This is a genomic window from Plantibacter flavus (assembly GCF_900177615.1).
Taxonomy (GTDB): domain Bacteria; phylum Actinomycetota; class Actinomycetes; order Actinomycetales; family Microbacteriaceae; genus Plantibacter; species Plantibacter flavus.
In genome coordinates this window covers 55,752-73,703 of the sequence record NZ_FXAP01000003.1, presented here as the reverse complement: position 1 = coordinate 73,703, position 17,952 = coordinate 55,752, and the positions used below count along the sequence as shown (strand labels likewise).

The window sequence follows — 17,952 nt, the reverse complement described above, 5'->3', positions numbered from 1 at the left end:
GGCCAGTGATCGCCCGGGTATGAGCATGCCGCAGCGCAGCCGAGGTTTCGGATGGCGCTGTGTGAGTCATGCAGGTTGTTCATGCGAACGAGTTATAACCCGGAAAGCATTTCTCCATGCCCAAGAACAACACCCCCGCCGGCAAACGCCCGGCCAAGAACTTCGACCCCAAGTCCAAGTACGGCGAGAACAAGCGGCCCTTCGGCTCACGCCCCGGCGCGAAGTCCGGCAGCAAGAGCGAAGGCCACCGCGGCTACCGTCCCGACGCCGGTGGAGCGCCGCAGAAGTCTCGCTGGAACGCAGACGAGCGCGCCGAGCGCGCCGCCCGCTTCGAGTCGGAGGAGCGCGGCGACCGCGCACCCCGCGGCGACCGCAACGAGCGTCCCGCGTACAACCGTGGTGGCGACCGCAATGAGCGTCCCGCGTACAACCGTGGTGGCGACCGCAACGAGCGTCCCGCGTACAACCGTGGTGGCGACCGCAACGAGCGCCCCGCCTACAACCGTGGCGAGCGGACTGAGCGTCCTTCGTACGGTGACCGGAACGAGCGTCCTGCGTACAACCGCGGTGGCGACCGGAACGAGCGTCCTGCGCACAACCGTGGTGAGCGGTCCGAGCGTCCGTCTTACGGTGACCGCAATGAGCGCCCGTCGTACAACCGTGGTGAGCGGTCCGAGCGTCCCTCCTACGGCGACCGGAACGAGCGTCCTGCGTACAACCGTGGTGAGCGGTCCGAGCGTCCCTCGTACGGCGACCGGAATGACCGCCCGTCCTCGAACCGTGGCGGCGACCGCACCGAGCGTCCTGCGTACAACCGTGGCGAGCGGTCCGAGCGTCCCTCGTACGGTGACCGGAACGACCGTCCCGCATACAACCGTGGTGGCGACCGCACTGAGCGTCCCGCCTACAACCGGGGTGAGCGCACGGAGCGTCCCTCGTACGGTGACCGCACTGAGCGTCCCGCCTACAACCGGGGTGAGCGCACGGAGCGTCCCTCGTACGGTGACCGCACTGAGCGTCCCGCCCACAACCGGGGTGAGCGCACGGAGCGTCCCTCGTACGGTGACCGCCCGGCTCGTCAGGGCGACCCGCGTCAGGCGAACCGCACCGACCGCCCCGCGCGTTCGTACGACGACCGTCCGAAGCGTTCCTTCGAGGAGCGTCCGGCGCGTTCGTACGACGACCGCCCCAAGCGGTCCTACGACGACCGCCCGAAGCGCTCGTTCGACGACCGCGGCGCGTCCGACGCCGGCCGTGGCAGCGACTACTACCCGAAGCGCGACGCGGGCTCCTACACGCCCCAGGACGACGTGGTGCTCGAGCGCCTCGAGGCCGACGCGATCCAGGCCGGCGACGTCGAGGGTGTGACCTTCGAGAGCCTCGGCCTCGGCGGCAACATCGTCCGTGCGCTCGCCGAGCTCGGCGCCGACAGCCCGTTCCCGATCCAGGCGGCGACCATCCCGGACGTCATCGCGGGCCGCGACGTCCTCGGCCGTGGCCGCACCGGCTCCGGCAAGACCATCGCCTTCGGTGCCCCGCTCGTCGAGAAGCTCATGGAGAACGGCGGCGGCAAGAACCGCAAGCCGGGTCGCAAGCCCCGCGCCCTCATCCTCGCCCCGACGCGTGAGCTCGCCCTGCAGATCGACCGCACCGTGCAGCCCATCGCGCGCGCCGTCGGCCTCTTCACCACGCAGATCTACGGCGGTGTCCCGCAGGGTCGCCAGGTCGGCGCACTGCAGCGCGGCGTCGACATCATCGTCGGCACGCCCGGTCGCATCGAGGACCTCATCGAGCAGGGTCGCCTCGACCTCTCGCAGGTCACCGTGACCGTCCTCGACGAGGCCGACCACATGTGCGACCTCGGCTTCCTCGAGCCGGTGCAGCGCATCCTGCGTCGCACCGCGCCCGACGGCCAGAAGCTCCTCTTCTCCGCCACCCTCGACAAGGGTGTCGCAGCCCTCGTCAACGAGTTCCTCCCGAACCCGTCGGTGCACGAGGTCGCCGGTGAGGACCAGGCGTCCTCCACGATCGACCACCGCGTGCTGGTGGTGGAGCACAAGGGCAAGGACCGCCTCATCGAGGAGCTCGTCAACCGCACCGAGAAGACCCTCGTGTTCGCCCGCACCCGGGCGTACGCCGAGCGTCTCGCGGAGCAGCTCGGCATGGCGGGCATCCCCGCCGTATCGCTCCACGGCGACCTCAACCAGGCGCGCCGCACGCGCAACCTGGAGAAGCTCACCTCGGGTCGGGTCAACGTACTCGTCGCCACCGACGTCGCCGCCCGCGGCATCCACGTCGACGACATCACGCTCGTCGTGCAGGCCGACGCCCCGGACGAGTACAAGACGTACCTGCACCGTGCCGGCCGCACCGGTCGTGCCGGCAAGATCGGTCGCGTCGTCACGATCATCCCCAAGGCCCGTCGCCGCCGGATGACCGAACTGCTCGACCGTGCTGAGATCGAGGCCGCGTTCGACGACGCCGCCCCCGGCGACCAGCTCGTCGAGGACATCGCCACCGCGTAGTCCGCCCCGCATCAGGAACGCCCGCCGAGCTCACGCTCGGCGGGCGTTCCTGCGAGCGCGGGCACGTGCCCCCGGAGGCCTGATCGCAGCGGGTCAGGGGGTGAGGGCCGCCCGCTCGTCGTCGCGCGGCGCGAGGACGACGGCGTCGTCGACCCCGTCGAAGGTCCGGACCGGGCGGGTGGCGTCCCAACGCTGCCAGCCGGGGTCGCCCGCCTTCGCGAACGCGACCCAGGCGTCGTGCATCGCGGTCGCGAGCGACTGCGGGGCGGACGGGCCCGCCATGCGGACCGCTTCCGGGGAGTCGAGGTGGTCGAACACGAAGCCGATCTCCATCGCGTGGGCGGCACCGAGCTCACCTTCGCCGTCCCCGCCGACCGGGCTCCGCCAGGCGAACTCGTACACCCAGGTGTCCGAACCGTTGTCGGCGCGTGCGTCCGCCAGCTGATTGAGCGGGACCCGGAGCAGGATGTCGGTGGCGATCGCCCCGAGGATCTCGCCGGACTTCGCTTTCGGACGGTTGCGGCGGAAGGTCCGCACGGCCGAAGCACTGACCCCGAAGCGCAGCCGCGCCGCGAACAGCTGGAGGCGCGTGATCCGCCGGGCGATGCCGGTCGGGACGAGGAACAGTCGGTGCTCCTCCGTCGTCGTCCCGATGAGCACGGGGATGTCGGCGGAGCCGCCCGACACCAGGGCGTCCAGCGGACTCAGCGGCGCGAGGGGCGACGACGTCGTGATCGAGAACCCCGGACCGCCGGTCAGCGGGTTGCCTCCACCCATCACCCGTTCCTGGGCCCCCACGAGTCCCTCGGGCGGCACACGGCGGAAGCCGGCCCTGGTGGTCGGCACGCCGAGGTCCTTGCCCGTGAGCTTCGAGATCCGGCCGGAGCGCTCTCGGGGTTCCGAGCGCAGCGGGCCGCTCTGGATGATCGCCCGTCGCATCACGGACGAGGCGTCCGGGTGTGCGAGGAGTGCCGCGACCGAGGCCCCGCCCGCGGATTCGCCGAACACGGTGACGTTGTCGGGGTCACCGCCGAAGCGGGCGATCTCGTCCTGCACCCACGTCAGCGCCGCGAGTTGGTCGGCGAGACCGAGGTTCAGCGGGACGTCGTCGAGCACCGAGAACCCCTCGGACCCGAGGCGGTAGTTGACGGAGACGAGGACGACGCCGTCGCGCGCGAACGCGGTGCCGTCGTACGAGTCGAGCGCGTTGGAGCCGTGCACGAGCGAGCCACCGTGGATCCACACCATGACCGGGAGCGGGGTGTCCGACCGCTCGGCCGGCGTCCAGACGTTGAGGTTCAGGATCTCGTTGCCCGGCACCGTCACCGTCGCGAGCAGCTCGCCGACCGCGCCGGTGTAGGGCGGCTGTGGAGCGGTCGCGCCGGGGCGGGTCGCATCGCGGGCGTCCTCCCAGGGGACGACCGGCTGGGGGAGTCGGAAGCGGTCGTCGCCGAACGGTGCTGCCGCGTAGGGGACACCGAGGAATCGGGAGACACCCGCTTCGGTGACCCCGGTGATCGGGCCGCTGCCGATGGTGACAGCGACCGGCGTCGATCCGTCACGCGCAGGGATCGGTTCGCCGGTCGGTTCCAGGCCAGGGTCGATGTTCATACGGGTCCGTTCGTCGATGCTCGGGTGACCAACTGTATCGACGCCGCGGGTGCGGAAGACTGGGCTGATGCAGATTCGTCCCTTCACATCGTTCGACACCGAGACCGTCATCGCCCTGTGGCACACCGTCGGGCTCACCCGACCATGGAACGACCCGGCCAAGGACATCGAGCGCAAGTCGACGACGCAGCCCGAGCTGTTCCTCGTCGCGGTGGATGCCGACGGCGCCCTCGTCGGCACGGCGATGGTGGGGTACGACGGGCACCGCGGGTGGGTGCACTACCTCGCAGTGTCACCGGTCCAGCAGGGGAGCGGGCTGGGCCGGGAGCTCATGGCCGAGGCCGAACGCCTGCTCATCGGACTCGGGTGCCCGAAGATCAACCTCATGGTCCGAACGGGCAACGACCAGGTGATCGGGTTCTACGAGGCGCTCGGGTACGGCACCGACGAGGTCGCGCTGCTGAGCAAGCGGCTCATCCCCGACGCCTGACGCCGCTTCGTTCGCCCATTCTTGGGCGAGGGAGTTCTCGTTCGCCCGAGAATGGGCGAACGAGCGGGTCAGAAGAGGGTCGGCTGGACCTGCAGGCCGGTCGTGACGAACTCCGGGGCGCGCTTGCGCAGCTCGGCCCGCTCGCCGTACCCGTCGCGCAACATGCCGAGCGCCGATGAGCGGACACCCCCGGTGGCGGGGTCTTCGGTGCCGCGCTCGAGCCCGTGCTCGCGGATCATCGGGCGGATGCGCGCCGCGAGCCACTTCCGGTACTCCTTCGGGGCGTAGGCGCCGTCGGCGTACATCGAGGTGTATCGCTCGACGAGCTCGGGGTGCTCCCGCGACAGCCACTGCATGAACCAGGGTTTGACGCCGGCCTTCAGATACAGGGTCGAGAAGAGGACGGTGCTCGCGCCGGCCTCGCGGATGCGCGACAGGGCGAGATCGAGGTGGTCGACGGTGTCGGTCAGGTAGGGGAGGATCGGCATCATGAAGACCCCGACGTCGAAGCCGAGGTCGGCAGCGGCGCGGACGGTCGCGAGTCTGGCCGCCGCCGTCGGGGTGCCGGGTTCGATCGACTGCTGCAGCTCGTCGTCGGAGATGGCGATCGACATGGCGAGGTCGACCGGTACGCGCTGAGCGACCTCGGCCAGGAGAGGCAGGTCGCGCCGGAGCAGCGTGCCCTTCGTCAGGATCGAGAACGGGGTCCCCGAGTCGGCGAGGGCCTTGATGATCCCCGGCATGAGGCGGTACTTGCCCTCGGCGCGCTGGTACGGGTCGGTGTTCGTGCCCAGCGCCACCGGATGCCTGCCCCAGCTCGCCTTCGCGAGCTCCTTCTCGAGGACCTCGGCGACGTTCACCTTGACGATGAGCTGCGAGTCGAAGTCCTTCCCGGCGTCGAGGTCCAAATACGAATGCGTCGGTCGAGCGAAGCAGTACACGCACGCATGCGAGCAGCCCCGATAGGGGTTGATGGTCCACCCGAACGGCATGACCGATTGGCCGGGCACGCGGTTGAGTGCGGACTTCGCGAGCACCTCGTGGAAGGTGATCCCGGCGAACTCGGGCGTCTGGACGCTGCGCACGAGGTTGTTCAGCTTCGCGAGGCCCGGCAGCGCCGACGTCGTCTCAACCCCGAGTTCCTGTCCGCTCCACCGCATGCATCCATTAGAACATATGTTCGAGTCGTCCGGGTGGCTCCGGACGATCAGTTCCGGATGACGAGGCCGGGACCGGCGGAGAGACTCCACCACAGGAGGGCGGCGCTCACGAGCCAGAAGGCGACCATGAAGCACCAGTCGCGGGTGCGGAAGGGGATGCGGGTCCGCTCCGTCCGCTGCGGATGGGCGCCGAACGCGCGGGAGTCCATGGCGAGCGCGACCCGCTCCGCGTGACGGATGGCACCGGCCAGCAGCGGCACGACGGTGCCGGCGGCGCGTCGGACGGCGGCGATGGGTCCGCGACCCTCGGCCATGCCGCGAACCCGGTGGGCGGAGCGGATCACCTCGAGCTCGTGCCCGAACCGCGGCACGAACCGGTAAGCGGCGAGCGCCGTGTACCCGATCCGGTAGGGCACGTGCAGCTGCTGGATCATCGCGCGGACGAACTCCGGACCGGTCGAGGTGAGGCCGCCGATGCAGGCGAGGACGAGCAGGGCCGCGAGTCGCAGCGCCGTCGCGAGGCCGACGAGCAGCGCCCCGAGGAAGAACCGGTAGTCGCCGACCTGGAACAGCAGGACGGACTGGTCGACGCGGCTCGGGTCGGTCCACAGGCCGAAGCTGAAGGACATGATCGTGACGATGAGCGGCAGCGCCACGAAGAGCAGGAGGGCGACCGTCCGCGTCAGGCTGGCCCCGACGAGGATGACGACGACCGCGAGGGCGATGAACAGTGCCGGCGTGACCGGGTCCCTCGTGAACGCGAGCAGGATCATCACCGGGAGCGGAGCTCCGAGCTTCGCGAGCGGGTTCAACCGGTACAGGAATCGACCGGCCGGTGCCGTGCTCGAGGCGTACGGGTCGATCGTCGTGGCGCTCATCGGGCGGCCGCCCCGGGCAGGTCGTCGAGTCTCGACAGGTGCTGCCAGTCGGGGTGGTTCGCCAGCGAGCGCATCGCCTGGGCGAGTGGTGGTGGGCGGAGCCCCGCGCGGCGCAGGAGCTCGTCGTCGCCGAGGATCGCGGCGGTCGTGTCGTGGGCGAGCAGGTGACCGCCGGCCATCACCGCGACGTGACTCGCGTGATCGGCGACGAGCTGGAGGTCGTGGGTCACGACGAGGACCGTGGTGCCCTGCGCGTTGAGTCCGGCGAGGAGGTCCAGGAGCTCGTTCGCCCGCGCCCGGTCCTGACCGAAGGTCGGTTCGTCGAGCGCGAGCACCGGGGCTCCGGCGATGAGGGCGCTCCCGACGGACAGCCGGCGCTTCTGGCCGCCGGACAGGAGGAACGGATGCACGTCGCGGGCGGATTCCAGGCCGAACCGCCGCAGCAGGTCGTCGACGCGCCGCTCGGTCTCGGTGTCGTCGACGCCCCGGATCCGCAGGCCGTGTGCGAGTTCGTCGTGGACGGTGTGGGCGATGAACTGGTGCTCGGGGTTCTGGAAGACGAAGCCGATGTGTGCCGCGATCGTCCGGACGTCGCTGCGCCCCGGGTCGATCCCGCCGACGTCGATGCGCCCGCGGGGAGGACGGACCACCCCGGCGATCGCCTGCAGCAGGGTCGTCTTGCCTGCACCGTTCGTCCCGATCACCGCGAGGAAGTCGCCCGTCCCGACCTCGAGGCTCACCTCGTGGAGGATCGGGGTGCGCCGGCGGCCGCGACCGCGTTCGACGCTGAGCTGGTCGACGCGGACCGCCACCGACGACTCGGTGGTGACCGGGGCGACGGGTGCTGTCGGCGGCGTCGGCAGTGCGGTCCCGTCGAGTGCGGCGGTCAGCTCGGCAGGTGTCAGGGGGAGGTCCGGCAGCAGGACACCGCCCTCCCGCAGTCGCAGGGCAGCGAGCGTCGCGACCGGGAGCCAGACGCCCATCTCGAGCAGTTCGTCGAGGTGACCGAGCAGGACGTCGCGGGTCGGGCCGTCGAAGGCGAGTCGCCCGTCGCGATCGAGGACGACGACCCGGTCGACGAGGTCGATGGCGGCGTCGAGGTTGTGCTCGACGAGCAGGATCGCGTGCCGCTTCCCGGCGCCCTCTGGTCCGGAGACGAGCGAACGGAGGGCGGCGTAGACCTCCTCGATCCCGGCCGGATCGAGGTTCGCCGTCGGCTCGTCGAGGACGAGGAGGTCGCTCCCCATGGCCAGGGCGCAAGCGATCGCGAGTCGCTGTCGGCCTCCGCCCGAAAGGCGGTCGGGGTTCTCGGTCCGGCGCTCCCAGAGCCCGACCTGCCGGAGCGCCCGTTCGGCGCGGGACAGCACCTCGTCGGCGGGGAGCAGGAGGTTCTCCGGGCCGAAGCACACCTCGTCGAGGACCGTTCCGGTGACGATCTGCGCGTCGGGGTCCTGGAACACCATCGCAACGTGCTCGCTCAGCTGCGCGACCGTCGACGTGGCCGTGTCGAGCCCGCCGGTGACCACAGCACCCTCGAACTCGGCCGGGACGGCGTGGGGGACGAGGCCGTTGAGGGCCAGGGCGAGCGTCGACTTCCCCGAGCCGCTCGGCCCGAGCAGGAGGACCACCTCACCGGGGGAGACCTGGAACGAGACGTCGTCCGGGGTCCACTCCTCGCGCTCGTCGTGACGGATGCGCACCCGCCGGACGACGGTGGCGGGGTGCGTCGGCGGTACGGGATGCACTCAGGCCCGCGTGCCGGCCGAGCCGCGGTCGCGCTGCAGCGGCTTCGCGATGGAACGCCCCACACCGGCTCTCGCGAGCGCCGCTGCGACCGCCCGCCCGAGCGCGGTGAAGGCGATCGGGCTGAGGACGAAGAGCGCGATGTAGACCGTCTGGGCGAGGGGTGCGAAATGCTCGATCCCGAGGACGACGAGCACGGATCCGCCGAAGACGAGTCCCGCGATGCCCGCTGCCAGGTAGAACACCCAGGCCCTCCAGACGCGGTAACGCGACACGGCGAAGGGGATCTCCTGCAGGAGCCCGATCGCGAGTCCGGTGCCGAAGTAGCGGAAGAACCACTGCGGGCTGAACGCCGCGGAAACGAGCCCGGCGGTGAGCCCGGTCATGAGGGCCACACCACCACGTCGGAGGAGCGCCTGCGAGACGACGCCCGGCAGGAAGTACACGCCGATGATGAGGCCGTAGAGCACGGGGGCGGTCGCGGAGATCGTGCCGCCGACGTACCCGGAGACGACGAAGACGAGGCCGCCACCGACGCCGATGGCGGCGCAGGTCAGCAGCAGTCGCGTACTCAGACGTTGCATGAGCCCACCTTCACGAGCAGCCGATCTCCTGAGGACAGCCTATCCTTTATCAGCCCGTCGAGACGCCGACGGACACCGTCCGGAACGGGGTCCGGAGCACCCGGTCCTGGCGGTCAGATCGAGCGTCGGCGCGGGGTCAGACGGACGTTCGGCAGGGGCGGCGCCGGGATGCGGTCCGTGCCGTGGCCGGCGACCGATCCGAAGCGCGGCGACCCCGCCTCCCAGTCCTCGCGGGCGGACTCGATGTCCTCGTGGCTGCGACCGACGAAGTTCCACCACATGACCAGCTCCTCCGGGAACGGCGTCCCTCCGAGGAGCACGAAGCGGGCACCGGTCGCGCTCCGGAGCTCGAGTCGATCGCACCCGGGCGCCAGGTACAGCAACGGGCCGGAGCCGAGTTCGACGCCGCCGACCTCGAGCACCCCGTCGAGCACCAGGACGCCGTGCTCGAAGGCCGGGTCCACCGGCACCTCGACGACGGTGTCGGCTTCGAGCGTCACGTCGGCACCGAGCAGGGGCGAATGGACGGTCGCGGTCGACGTCACGCCGCCGAGCGTGCCGACGAGGACGGTCGCCTCCAAGCCTGGAGCGCGGTGCACCGGCAGGTCCGTGTGCTGCTCGAACGCCGCCGGCACCGAGGCGGCGGTCTCCGGGAGCGCCACCCACAGCTGGAGGCCGTGCATGGCGGCCGCTTCCTCGCCCACCGAGAACTCGGAGTGCGACACGCCTCGACCGCTCGTCATGAGGTTGAGCTCGCCCGGGCGGACGACCACGTCGCTGCCCACGCTGTCGCGGTGGCGGATGTCGCCGACGAGCGGCCACGTCACGGTCTGCAGGCCGGTGTGCGGATGCGGCAGGACGCGCATCAGCGACCGGTCCTCGTCGAAGCGGTCGAGGAAGCACCAGGCGCCGATCATCGGCAGCTCGCGCTGCGGGAGGGTGCGATGGACGCTCAGGCCGCGGACGCCGCCGAGGGGGACCTCGCGGGCCTCGAGGAGTCTCGTCCCGGATCCGTCAGGTGCGTGGCAGACGCTGGGGACCGGGTCGGCGTCGAGTCTCGTCATGAGCGCCTCCTTATCACGGACAACGCTACTCCCGCTCGGCCTGACCTCGGCCCGCACCGACGTGGTTGACTGGGCGCGGGGCCCGTCCGGCTCCGCCGCTGCCGAGATTGGGGATCCCATGGGCCTGTTCGACAAGCATGAGGACGCACCGGAGCCGCTCGCCCGCGGCCTCTGGCACGACCGCATCGGCACGTTCGCGACCCGGAGCATCCAGACGCTCGCCATCGTCGCGGTCGCCGCGCTGATCGTCTTCGCACTGACCCAGCTCTCGCTCGTGATGATCCCCGTCGTCATCGCGCTCATCCTCGCCTCGGCGATCTACCCGCTCATGCGGTGGATGCGGTCGAAGGGGCTCCCGTCGATCCTCGCCACCTGGATCGCCCTCGTCTCGATCCTCGTCGTCCTCGGCGGCATCGGGTGGCTCATCGTCTGGGCCGTTCGCAGCCAGTGGGACGACCTCGTCGACTCCGCCTCGAAGGGATTCGGGCAGCTGCAGGACTGGCTCGGCACCCTGCCGTTCGACATCGACGAGAAGCAGATCGAGGACGCCAAGCAGACCGCGGTCGACTTCCTCACCTCGAGTCAGTTCGGCAGCGGCGCACTCGCCGGCGTCTCCGCGACGGCGAGCTTCCTCACCGGCCTGGTGCTCATGGTCGTCGTCCTGTTCTTCTTCCTCAAGGACGGGCCGCGGCTCTGGGAGTTCCTGCTCCGCCCCTTCACCGGAACCGCGTACGACCGCGCCAAGCGCATCGGCGGCAAGACGGTGGACACCCTCGGCGGGTACGTGCGTGGCACCGCCACGATCGCGGCCGTCGACGCGATCGGCATCGGCATCGGCCTCGCGATCATCGGGGTCCCGCTCGCCCTGCCGCTCAGCGTCATCGTGTTCCTGACCGCGTTCATCCCGATCGTCGGTGCGACCGCCGCCGGCATCCTCGCGGCCCTCGTCGCGCTCGTCGCCAACGGTCCGGTCGCCGCCCTCATCGTCGTCGGCATCGTCGTACTCGTGAACCAGCTCGAGGGCAACTTCCTCCAGCCCGTCGTCATGGCACGCTCGCTCAAGCTGCACGCCCTCGTCGTCCTCCTCGCCCTGACCGCCGGAACCATCCTCGGCGGCATCGTCGGCGCGGTCCTCGCCGTCCCGATCGCCGCGGTCGCGTGGGGCATCATCGGCGTCTGGAACGGTCCGGACCAGCCGGCCGAGCCCATGCGGCAGAAGCGACCCGAGTCCGTCTGAGGCAGGCCGTCAGGGGCGTGGGTCCGCTCGCCGGATAGCATGTGATCGTGGACCCCCACGATCTCCTCGGCCTCGTCTTCGAGGTCTTCACCTGGATCGGCTTCGGCAGCGCCGTCGTCGTGCTGCTCGTGATGCTCATCGCGCGGGCCGCGGACGGCAGCTGGGTGGAGACGCACGGGGTCATCGTGGACCTGCCGGACGACGCGGACGGCGGGCAGGGGCGCGAGGTCCGCTGGATGACCGAGGCGGCCGAGCTGTACTCACGACCCGTCACGGATGCGGAGTTCGACGCCCTGCGCGACCCCGAGGAGCCGAACGTCTTCTACGCCCGCCGGGAACCGTCGCGCGCACGCTTCCGCCGGACGGCCGACCATACGAGGGCACTCCGCCTGCTCTTCGGCGTGACGTTCGGCATCGGCGTCGTCTGCTCCATCGCCTCCATCGTGCTGCTGTTCGTCGCCGACACCGGGGCCTGAGCACCCGCTCCTCCTTCCGGTCCCTGAGTACCTCTTCCTCGGTCCCTGAGTACCTCTTCCTCGGTCACTGAGTACCTTTTCCCCGGTCCCTGAGCCTGTCGAAGGGCCATCCTCCCGGTCGTCGAGCCTGTCGAAATGCCCCCGAGTGACCCCCTGGTCCGGGCTCCGATCGTCCTGGCCACCTGTCGAAGGGCGACCACCGCTCGGGTAGGCTGTCAGCACGAGCGTCGACACCTGGTCCGCTCGCTCTCCCGGAGGCATCGCATGACGGAACGGTGGGCCCGTGTCGCCCGCGGCACCGCCGCAGCCGCGTTCGCCACCTTCGCCGCCGCCCTCTCTCACACGATCGGCGGGGCCGCCGCACCGTCCGCGTTCGTGCTCCTGGTCGGTGGCACCTTCGCCGTCCTGGTCTGTGTCCTCCTCGCCGGCCGCCGCATCACCGCGGTCGGGGTCGTCGCCTCCGTGCTCGTGAGCCAGCTCGGGTACCACGCGCTCTTCACCCTCGTCCCGAGCACCGTCAGCGCCACGGTCGCATCCGGCGGTGCGACCGGCCCCGCGAACTGGCACCGGCACGGGGTCGTCGAACTCGCGACCGGCGGCGTCACCGCGGCGCACACCCACGGCGACACGACGATGTGGGCGGCGCACCTCGTCGCGGCCGTCGCGACCATCGCAGCCATCCTGTTCGCCGAACGCGCGACGCTCGCCGCGCTCGCCGCCCTGACCGTCCGGATCCTCGCCCGCCGTGCCGCACCGAAGCACCTCGTCCCCGCGCCCCGTCGGGTGCGCTGGGTCCGCGTCAACCGTCGTCCCCGCAACATCGGGGTGGTCCTGCTCCACCTGCGACACCGAGGTCCGCCGGCGCTCGCCGCCGCCTGACCGACGCACCACCCTCCGACCGGGACGGGTGCCGTGCGTGGCCGGGGCGGCCCCGACGCAGCAGCACCCTTCGGCGCGCCATCCGGCGTGAGCCACCCCCTTCCGCACGCTCGACGCCGTGCGGATCAGTCGACAGGACGATCATGAACGCAACCACCCCCCGCCCCACCTTCCGCAAGCCCGCCGTGCTCGGTGCCGTCGCCATCGGCGCCGGAGCGCTCCTCGCGGTCGGTGCACCGCTCGCCGCCAGCGCCCACGTCAGCGTCACGCCGACCTCCACCGCCGCCGGCTCGTACACGGTGCTGAGCTTCGCCGTCGGTCACGGCTGCGACGGCTCGCCCACGACGAGCCTCTCCTTCGAGATCCCCGAGGAGATCAACGCCGTGACGCCGACGGTCAACCCGAACTGGACCATCGACAAGCAGATGGCCCCGCTCGCGAAGCCCATCACCGACAGTCACGGTGAGCAGCTCGCCGAGCGCGTCGGCACGGTCGTCTACACGGCCAAGACGCCGCTCGCCGACGGCTACCGCGACACCGTCTCCTTCCAGGTCCAGCTGCCGGCCGACGCCGAGGGCAAGACCCTCGTCTTCCCGGTGACGCAGACGTGCGAGGTCGGCCAGACCGACTGGACCGACGTCGCGAAGGACGGTCAGACCGAGGACGACCTCGAGTCACCGGCGCCCGTCGTCGTCGTGACCGCTGCCGAGGCCGGCGACCACCACGGTGGCGCTGCCATGGACGACGACGGTGACGGCGACCACACCGAGGCCGCCGCCGCGACCGACGCCGGCACCACCGACGTGCTGGGCCGCGTGCTCGGCATCGCCGGTCTCGTCGTCGGTGCCGCCGGCATCGTCATCGCTGCCTCCGCACGCCGCGCAGCGTCCGACGCGAAGCGCCAGGCCTGATGACGGTCTCCCGTCGTCGTCGTCTCGTCGGCACCGCTGCGACCGCGTTCCTCGCGGTCGCAGCGGTGCTCGCCGTGGCCCAGCCGGCCTCAGCGCACAACAGCATCATCTCGACGACGCCGGCCGAGGGGTCGACGATCTCGGAGCAGCCGGAGCAGCTCGTCATCACGACGAACGACAACCTGCTCGACCTCGGGGATGCCGGCCAGTCCAACCAGATCCAGGTGACCGGCCCGGGCGACGAGCGACTGTACTACGGCACCGCATGCGCAGCGGTGAACGGTCCTGCACTCGTCATGCCGCTGCAGCTCGGGCAGGCCGGCGAGTACACCGTCGTCTGGCAGCTCGTCTCGACCGACGGCCACCCGCTGTCGGGCAGCTACACCTTCGAGTGGGCGCCGGCCGAGGGCCAGGAACTCGCCGCGGGGAGTGCGAAGCCCGCATGCGCGACGAGCGGCGCCTCCACCGTCGAGCCCTCGTCGGAGGCGGGCGGTGTCGATCCGGAGTCGACCGCTGGCGGGCTCAGTGGCGATGTGTGGTGGATTGTCGGCGCGATCGGCGTCGTCCTGATCGCCGGCATCGGCGTGCTGCTCGTGACCCGGCGGAAGCCGGAGCCGACCTCGGGCGACCAGGGCACGGACACCTCGGCGCCCTGAGCCGCACCCCGTCCGGTCCCTGAGGCCGCACTCCGTCCGGTCCCTGTGCGCCACCCCGTCCGGTCCCTGAGCTTGTCGAAGGGTGGTCCGGTCGATGGTGCTTTCGGCTCGCGAGGCGTCTTGTGGGCACTTCGACAGGCTCAGTGACCGGGGGAGGTGACACGCTTCGGTCCCTGTGCGCCATCCCGTCCGGTCCCTGAGCTTGTCGAAGGGTGGTCCGGTCGATGGTGGTTTCGGCTCGCGAGGCGTCTCGTGGGCACTTCGACAGGCTCAGTGACCGGGGGAGGTGACACCCTGCGGTCCCTGAGCTTGTCGAAGGGTGGTCCGGTCGATGGTGCTTTCGGCTCGCGAGGGGTCTTGTGGGCACTTCGACAGGCTCAGTGACCGGGGGAGGTGACACCGTCCGGTCCCTGAGCGCCATCCCGTCCGGTCCCTGAGCTTGTCGAAGGGTGGTCCGGTCGATGGTGCTTTCGGCTCGCGAGGCGTTTTGTGGGCACTTCGACAGGCTCAGTGACCGGGGGAGGTGACACGTTCCGGTCCCTGAGCTTGTCGAAGGGCGTCTCGTGGGCACGTCGACAGGCTCAGTGATCGGGGGAGGTTCCGGCGAGCGGGTTCCGGTCCCGACACAACGCAACAGCCCCGCCATCCTCGAGAGGATGACGGGGCTGTTCGGTTGTTACCGGTGTAGCGTGCGGGTGAACCCGCGGTCGGCTACTTTGCCGGCGGCATCAGCACCGAGTCGATGAGGTACACGGTCGCGTTGGCGGTCTTGACGCCACCGCAGATGACCTTGGCACCGTTGACGGTGATGTTGTCACCCGAGCCCTCGACCTTGACGGTTCCACCCTCGACAGTGGTCTGCTCACCGTCGATGTCGGACGGAGCGATCTGGCCGGGGATCACGTGGTACGTGAGGATCGAGGTCAGCGTCGCAGCGCCCTCAGGCGTCTTGAGGCTGTCGATCGTCGCGGCGTCGATCTTCTTGAACGCGTCGTCGACCGGGGCGAAGACGGTGAACTCGGAGCCGTTCAGCGTGTCGACGAGGTTGACGTCGGGGTTCAGCTGGCCGGAGACCGCAGCGGTGAGCGTGGTCAGCAGCGGGTTGTTGGACGCGGCGACGGCGACGGGGTCGGCCGACATGCCGGCGACGGAGCCAGCACCGTCCGGGACGGCGTCAGCGTAGGCGGCGCAGCCCGAGCCGACGAGGTCCGCTGCGGGGTCTGCAGCCATCGACTCGGTGGGAGCGGAGCTCGGCTCCATCGAGGAACCGCTGTCGGAGCTGGAGCCGCTGGAACAGGCTGCGAGGCCGAAGGTCGCGACGGCGGCGAGTGCGAGCACTGCCATGTGGTTTCGCTTGATGGTACGCATGTGATTCTCCTTTGATGAGGTTTGGACCGGCTGTTCGAGTGCCTCTCAGAACCGGCCCTCGATGACACTTCGGAGCCCCCACGGGGGTGGTTTGGAAAAAGATCCGATCGCGTGTCGGACGGGGTCGCGCATTAAGAGGAGCGAAATTCTTCGGATCCGTTCCTGTGGAGGGGCACCGGGGTGTCAGCTGCTGCGGCTACGATCGACGGATGAGCTGGAGCACCGAACCCGACTGGATCCCGGACGACGCGGACGCTCCCGACGACTTCGACGCCCCACCGCCCGACGACGCATACCTCGGCGGTGGTGTCGCGTGGGGGAGTGGAGCGGTCGCGTCCGCTCCAGCCGCTCCGCGCACTGCGCCTCCGGTGGCCGTCCGTGCGGCCGGCCAGAAGTTCGCCACGGCGCAGGAGGCACTCCACTCCGTCTTCGGGTACGACGCGTTCCGTGGCGAACAGCAGCAGATCATCGAGCAGGTCGCCGGCGGCGGCGACGCGGTCGTCCTCATGCCGACGGGTGGGGGCAAGAGCCTCTGCTACCAGATCCCCGCCCTGCTCCGACCGGGCACCGGCATCGTCGTCTCCCCGCTCATCGCGCTCATGCAGGACCAGGTCGACGCACTCCTCGCCGTCGGCGTCCGCGCCGCGTTCCTCAACTCGACGCAGGATCCCGCTGAGCGTTCCCGGGTCGAACAGGCCTACCTCGCCGGCGAGCTCGACCTCCTCTACGTCGCGCCGGAGCGCCTGAGCTCGGAGGCGACCCGGCGGTTCCTCGGCCAGGGCACCATCGCCCTGCTCGCGATCGACGAGGCGCACTGTGTGTCGCAGTGGGGGCACGACTTCCGTCCCGACTACCTCATGCTCGGTGAGCTCGCCGAACGCTGGCCCGACGTCCCGCGCATCGCGCTCACCGCGACCGCCACCGACGCGACACACCAGGAGATCACGCAGCGGCTCCACCTCGGTGAGGCCAAGCACTTCGTCTCGAGTTTCGACCGCCCGAACATCCAGTACCGGATCGTCGGCAAGAACGAGGTCCGTAAGCAGCTCGTCGCGTTCGTGAAGGAGCAGCCGGCCGGCACCGCCGGGATCGTCTACTGCCTGAGCCGCAAGACGGTGGAGCAGACGGCGCAGCTCCTGCGCGACAACGGGGTGGACGCCGTGGCGTACCACGCCGGACTCGACGCCTCCGTGCGAGCAGCTGCGCAGTCACGCTTCCTCCGCGAGGACGGCGTCGTGGTCGTCGCGACCATCGCCTTCGGCATGGGCATCGACAAGCCGGACGTCCGCTTCGTCGCCCACGTCGACCTCCCGAAGAGCGTCGAAGGCTACTACCAGGAGACGGGCCGTGCGGGGCGCGACGGCGAGCCGTCCATCGCCTGGCTCGCCTACGGCCTGCAGGACGTCGTCCAGCAGCGGCGCATGATCGCCGAGTCGCCGGGCGACCTCGCGCATCAGCGCAACCTCAGCGCCCACCTCGACGCGATGCTGGCCCTCTGCGAGACCGTCGACTGCCGCCGGGTCAACCTGCTGCGTTACTTCGGCCAACCCTCCACGCCGTGCGGCAACTGCGACACCTGTCTCGAACCCCCGGTCACCTGGGACGGCACCGTGCCGGCGCAGAAGCTCCTCTCGACGATCGTGCGCCTGAAGCGCGAGCGCAACCAGTCCTTCGGCGCGGGGCAGATCATCGACATCCTCCGCGGCAAGCGGACCGACCGCGTCGCTCAGCAGCGGCACGACGAACTCGCGACCTTCGGCATCGGCGAGGACCTCAGCGACCAGGAGTGGCGCGGCGTCGTCCGTCAGCTGCTCGCACGCGACCTCCTGGCCACCGTCGGCGAGTACGGCACGCTCGGCCTCACCGACGGGAGCGCCGAGGTGCTCGCCGGGAACCGGCCGGTGGCCATGCGTCGCGAGCCGGAACGTGCCGCCCGCTCCTCGTCGAGGTCATCCTCCCGCTCGTCGAGCGCGAACGCCGAGCTCGAGCCCGCCGCGGCCGAGCTGTTCCAGGCCCTGCGTGCCTGGCGCGCCGGGGTCGCGAAGGAGCAGGGCGTCCCCGCCTACATCGTCTTCGGCGACGCGACGCTGCGGGAGGTCGCGACGGCGAAGCCCGACTCGCTCGGTGCGCTCGACGGCATCAGCGGCATCGGCGCGAAGAAGCTCGACGCGTACGGACAGGCGCTCATCGAGGTCGTCGCCGCCAACGCCTGACGCCGCTCCTGGGAGCGAGCTGCGACAGCTGTGGGGGAGGACCAAGTCGATCGACGACGATCGGGCGGGCCCTTGTCCACATCCCACAGGCGCTTTCACCCATCGTTATGACAGTCCTACCATTGTGGGAGGTTTTCATGGGTGAAAGGCAGGACAC

General features: G+C 70.5%; 15 protein-coding genes. 8 read left to right on the top strand and 7 right to left on the bottom strand.

Translation table 11 applies throughout. From position 1 onward, the window contains the following. Positions 1–116: 116 nt before the first annotated feature. Positions 117–2,525, top strand: a complete 2,409-nt coding sequence (locus tag B9Y95_RS10325; RefSeq protein WP_085511809.1) for a DEAD/DEAH box helicase — start codon at positions 117–119, stop codon at positions 2,523–2,525. Positions 2,526–2,618: 93 nt separating this feature from the next. Here the strand turns inward: B9Y95_RS10325 and B9Y95_RS10320 are convergent, their stop codons facing one another. Further along, positions 2,619–4,136: a carboxylesterase/lipase family protein gene (locus B9Y95_RS10320; protein WP_085511808.1), complete on the bottom strand. Its 1,518-nt coding sequence runs from the start codon at positions 4,134–4,136 to the stop codon at positions 2,619–2,621. Positions 4,137–4,203: 67 nt separating this feature from the next. Between B9Y95_RS10320 and B9Y95_RS10315 the strand changes: the two genes are divergently transcribed. After that, on the top strand, positions 4,204–4,626 hold the full coding sequence (locus tag B9Y95_RS10315; protein ID WP_085511807.1) for a GNAT family acetyltransferase: 423 nt from the start codon (positions 4,204–4,206) through the stop codon (positions 4,624–4,626). Between the two features lie 68 nt (positions 4,627–4,694). On the opposite strand, the gene B9Y95_RS10310 is transcribed toward B9Y95_RS10315, so the two are convergent. The 5 genes from B9Y95_RS10310 to B9Y95_RS10290 form a co-directional block, all read right to left on the bottom strand. Then, a complete protein-coding gene (locus B9Y95_RS10310; protein WP_085511806.1) occupies positions 4,695–5,786 on the bottom strand; it encodes an Rv2578c family radical SAM protein in 1,092 nt (363 codons plus the stop codon). A gap of 47 nt (positions 5,787–5,833) precedes the next feature. Then, a complete protein-coding gene (locus B9Y95_RS10305; RefSeq protein ID WP_085511805.1) occupies positions 5,834–6,664 on the bottom strand; it encodes an energy-coupling factor transporter transmembrane component T family protein in 831 nt (276 codons plus the stop codon). Next, positions 6,661–8,409 (bottom strand): ABC transporter ATP-binding protein, encoded by a 1,749-nt coding sequence (locus B9Y95_RS10300; RefSeq protein ID WP_085511804.1) that lies wholly within the window; start codon positions 8,407–8,409, stop codon positions 6,661–6,663. The genes B9Y95_RS10305 and B9Y95_RS10300 overlap by 4 nt, the downstream gene beginning before the upstream one ends. Next, positions 8,410–8,991 (bottom strand): ECF transporter S component, encoded by a 582-nt coding sequence (locus B9Y95_RS10295; RefSeq protein ID WP_079705103.1) that lies wholly within the window; start codon positions 8,989–8,991, stop codon positions 8,410–8,412. 113 nt (positions 8,992–9,104) lie between these two features. Beyond that, the gene (locus tag B9Y95_RS10290) at positions 9,105–10,055 is read right to left on the bottom strand and encodes a pirin family protein (protein WP_085511803.1); all 951 of its coding nucleotides are present in this window, start codon (positions 10,053–10,055) and stop codon (positions 9,105–9,107) included. A 118-nt stretch (positions 10,056–10,173) separates the two neighbouring features. Between B9Y95_RS10290 and B9Y95_RS10285 the strand changes: the two genes are divergently transcribed. From B9Y95_RS10285 to B9Y95_RS10265, 5 genes are all read left to right on the top strand, one after another. Then, a complete protein-coding gene (locus B9Y95_RS10285; RefSeq protein ID WP_079705105.1) occupies positions 10,174–11,292 on the top strand; it encodes an AI-2E family transporter in 1,119 nt (372 codons plus the stop codon). A 47-nt stretch (positions 11,293–11,339) separates the two neighbouring features. After that, positions 11,340–11,768 carry a DUF3592 domain-containing protein gene (locus tag B9Y95_RS10280; RefSeq protein ID WP_143736438.1) on the top strand — a complete coding sequence of 143 codons (429 nt, stop codon included), beginning with the start codon at positions 11,340–11,342 and terminating at the stop codon, positions 11,766–11,768. Positions 11,769–12,032: 264 nt separating this feature from the next. Continuing rightward, positions 12,033–12,647 carry a hypothetical protein gene (locus tag B9Y95_RS10275; RefSeq protein WP_085511801.1) on the top strand — a complete coding sequence of 205 codons (615 nt, stop codon included), beginning with the start codon at positions 12,033–12,035 and terminating at the stop codon, positions 12,645–12,647. Positions 12,648–12,790: 143 nt separating this feature from the next. Then, positions 12,791–13,558 carry a YcnI family copper-binding membrane protein gene (locus B9Y95_RS10270; RefSeq protein WP_085511800.1) on the top strand — a complete coding sequence of 256 codons (768 nt, stop codon included), beginning with the start codon at positions 12,791–12,793 and terminating at the stop codon, positions 13,556–13,558. Then, positions 13,558–14,214, top strand: coding sequence for a copper resistance CopC family protein (locus B9Y95_RS10265; protein ID WP_085511799.1), 657 nt, complete (start codon positions 13,558–13,560; stop codon positions 14,212–14,214). Before B9Y95_RS10270 ends, B9Y95_RS10265 begins: the two co-directional genes overlap by 1 nt. A 711-nt stretch (positions 14,215–14,925) precedes the next feature. On the opposite strand, the gene B9Y95_RS10260 is transcribed toward B9Y95_RS10265, so the two are convergent. After that, positions 14,926–15,582, bottom strand: a complete 657-nt coding sequence (locus tag B9Y95_RS10260) for a fasciclin domain-containing protein (RefSeq protein WP_079705110.1) — start codon at positions 15,580–15,582, stop codon at positions 14,926–14,928. Positions 15,583–15,791: 209 nt separating this feature from the next. Here B9Y95_RS10260 and recQ point away from each other — a divergent pair, with 209 nt between their 5' ends. Next, a complete protein-coding gene (recQ, locus tag B9Y95_RS10255) occupies positions 15,792–17,795 on the top strand; it encodes a DNA helicase RecQ (protein WP_085511798.1) in 2,004 nt (667 codons plus the stop codon). Positions 17,796–17,952: the final 157 nt, after the last annotated feature.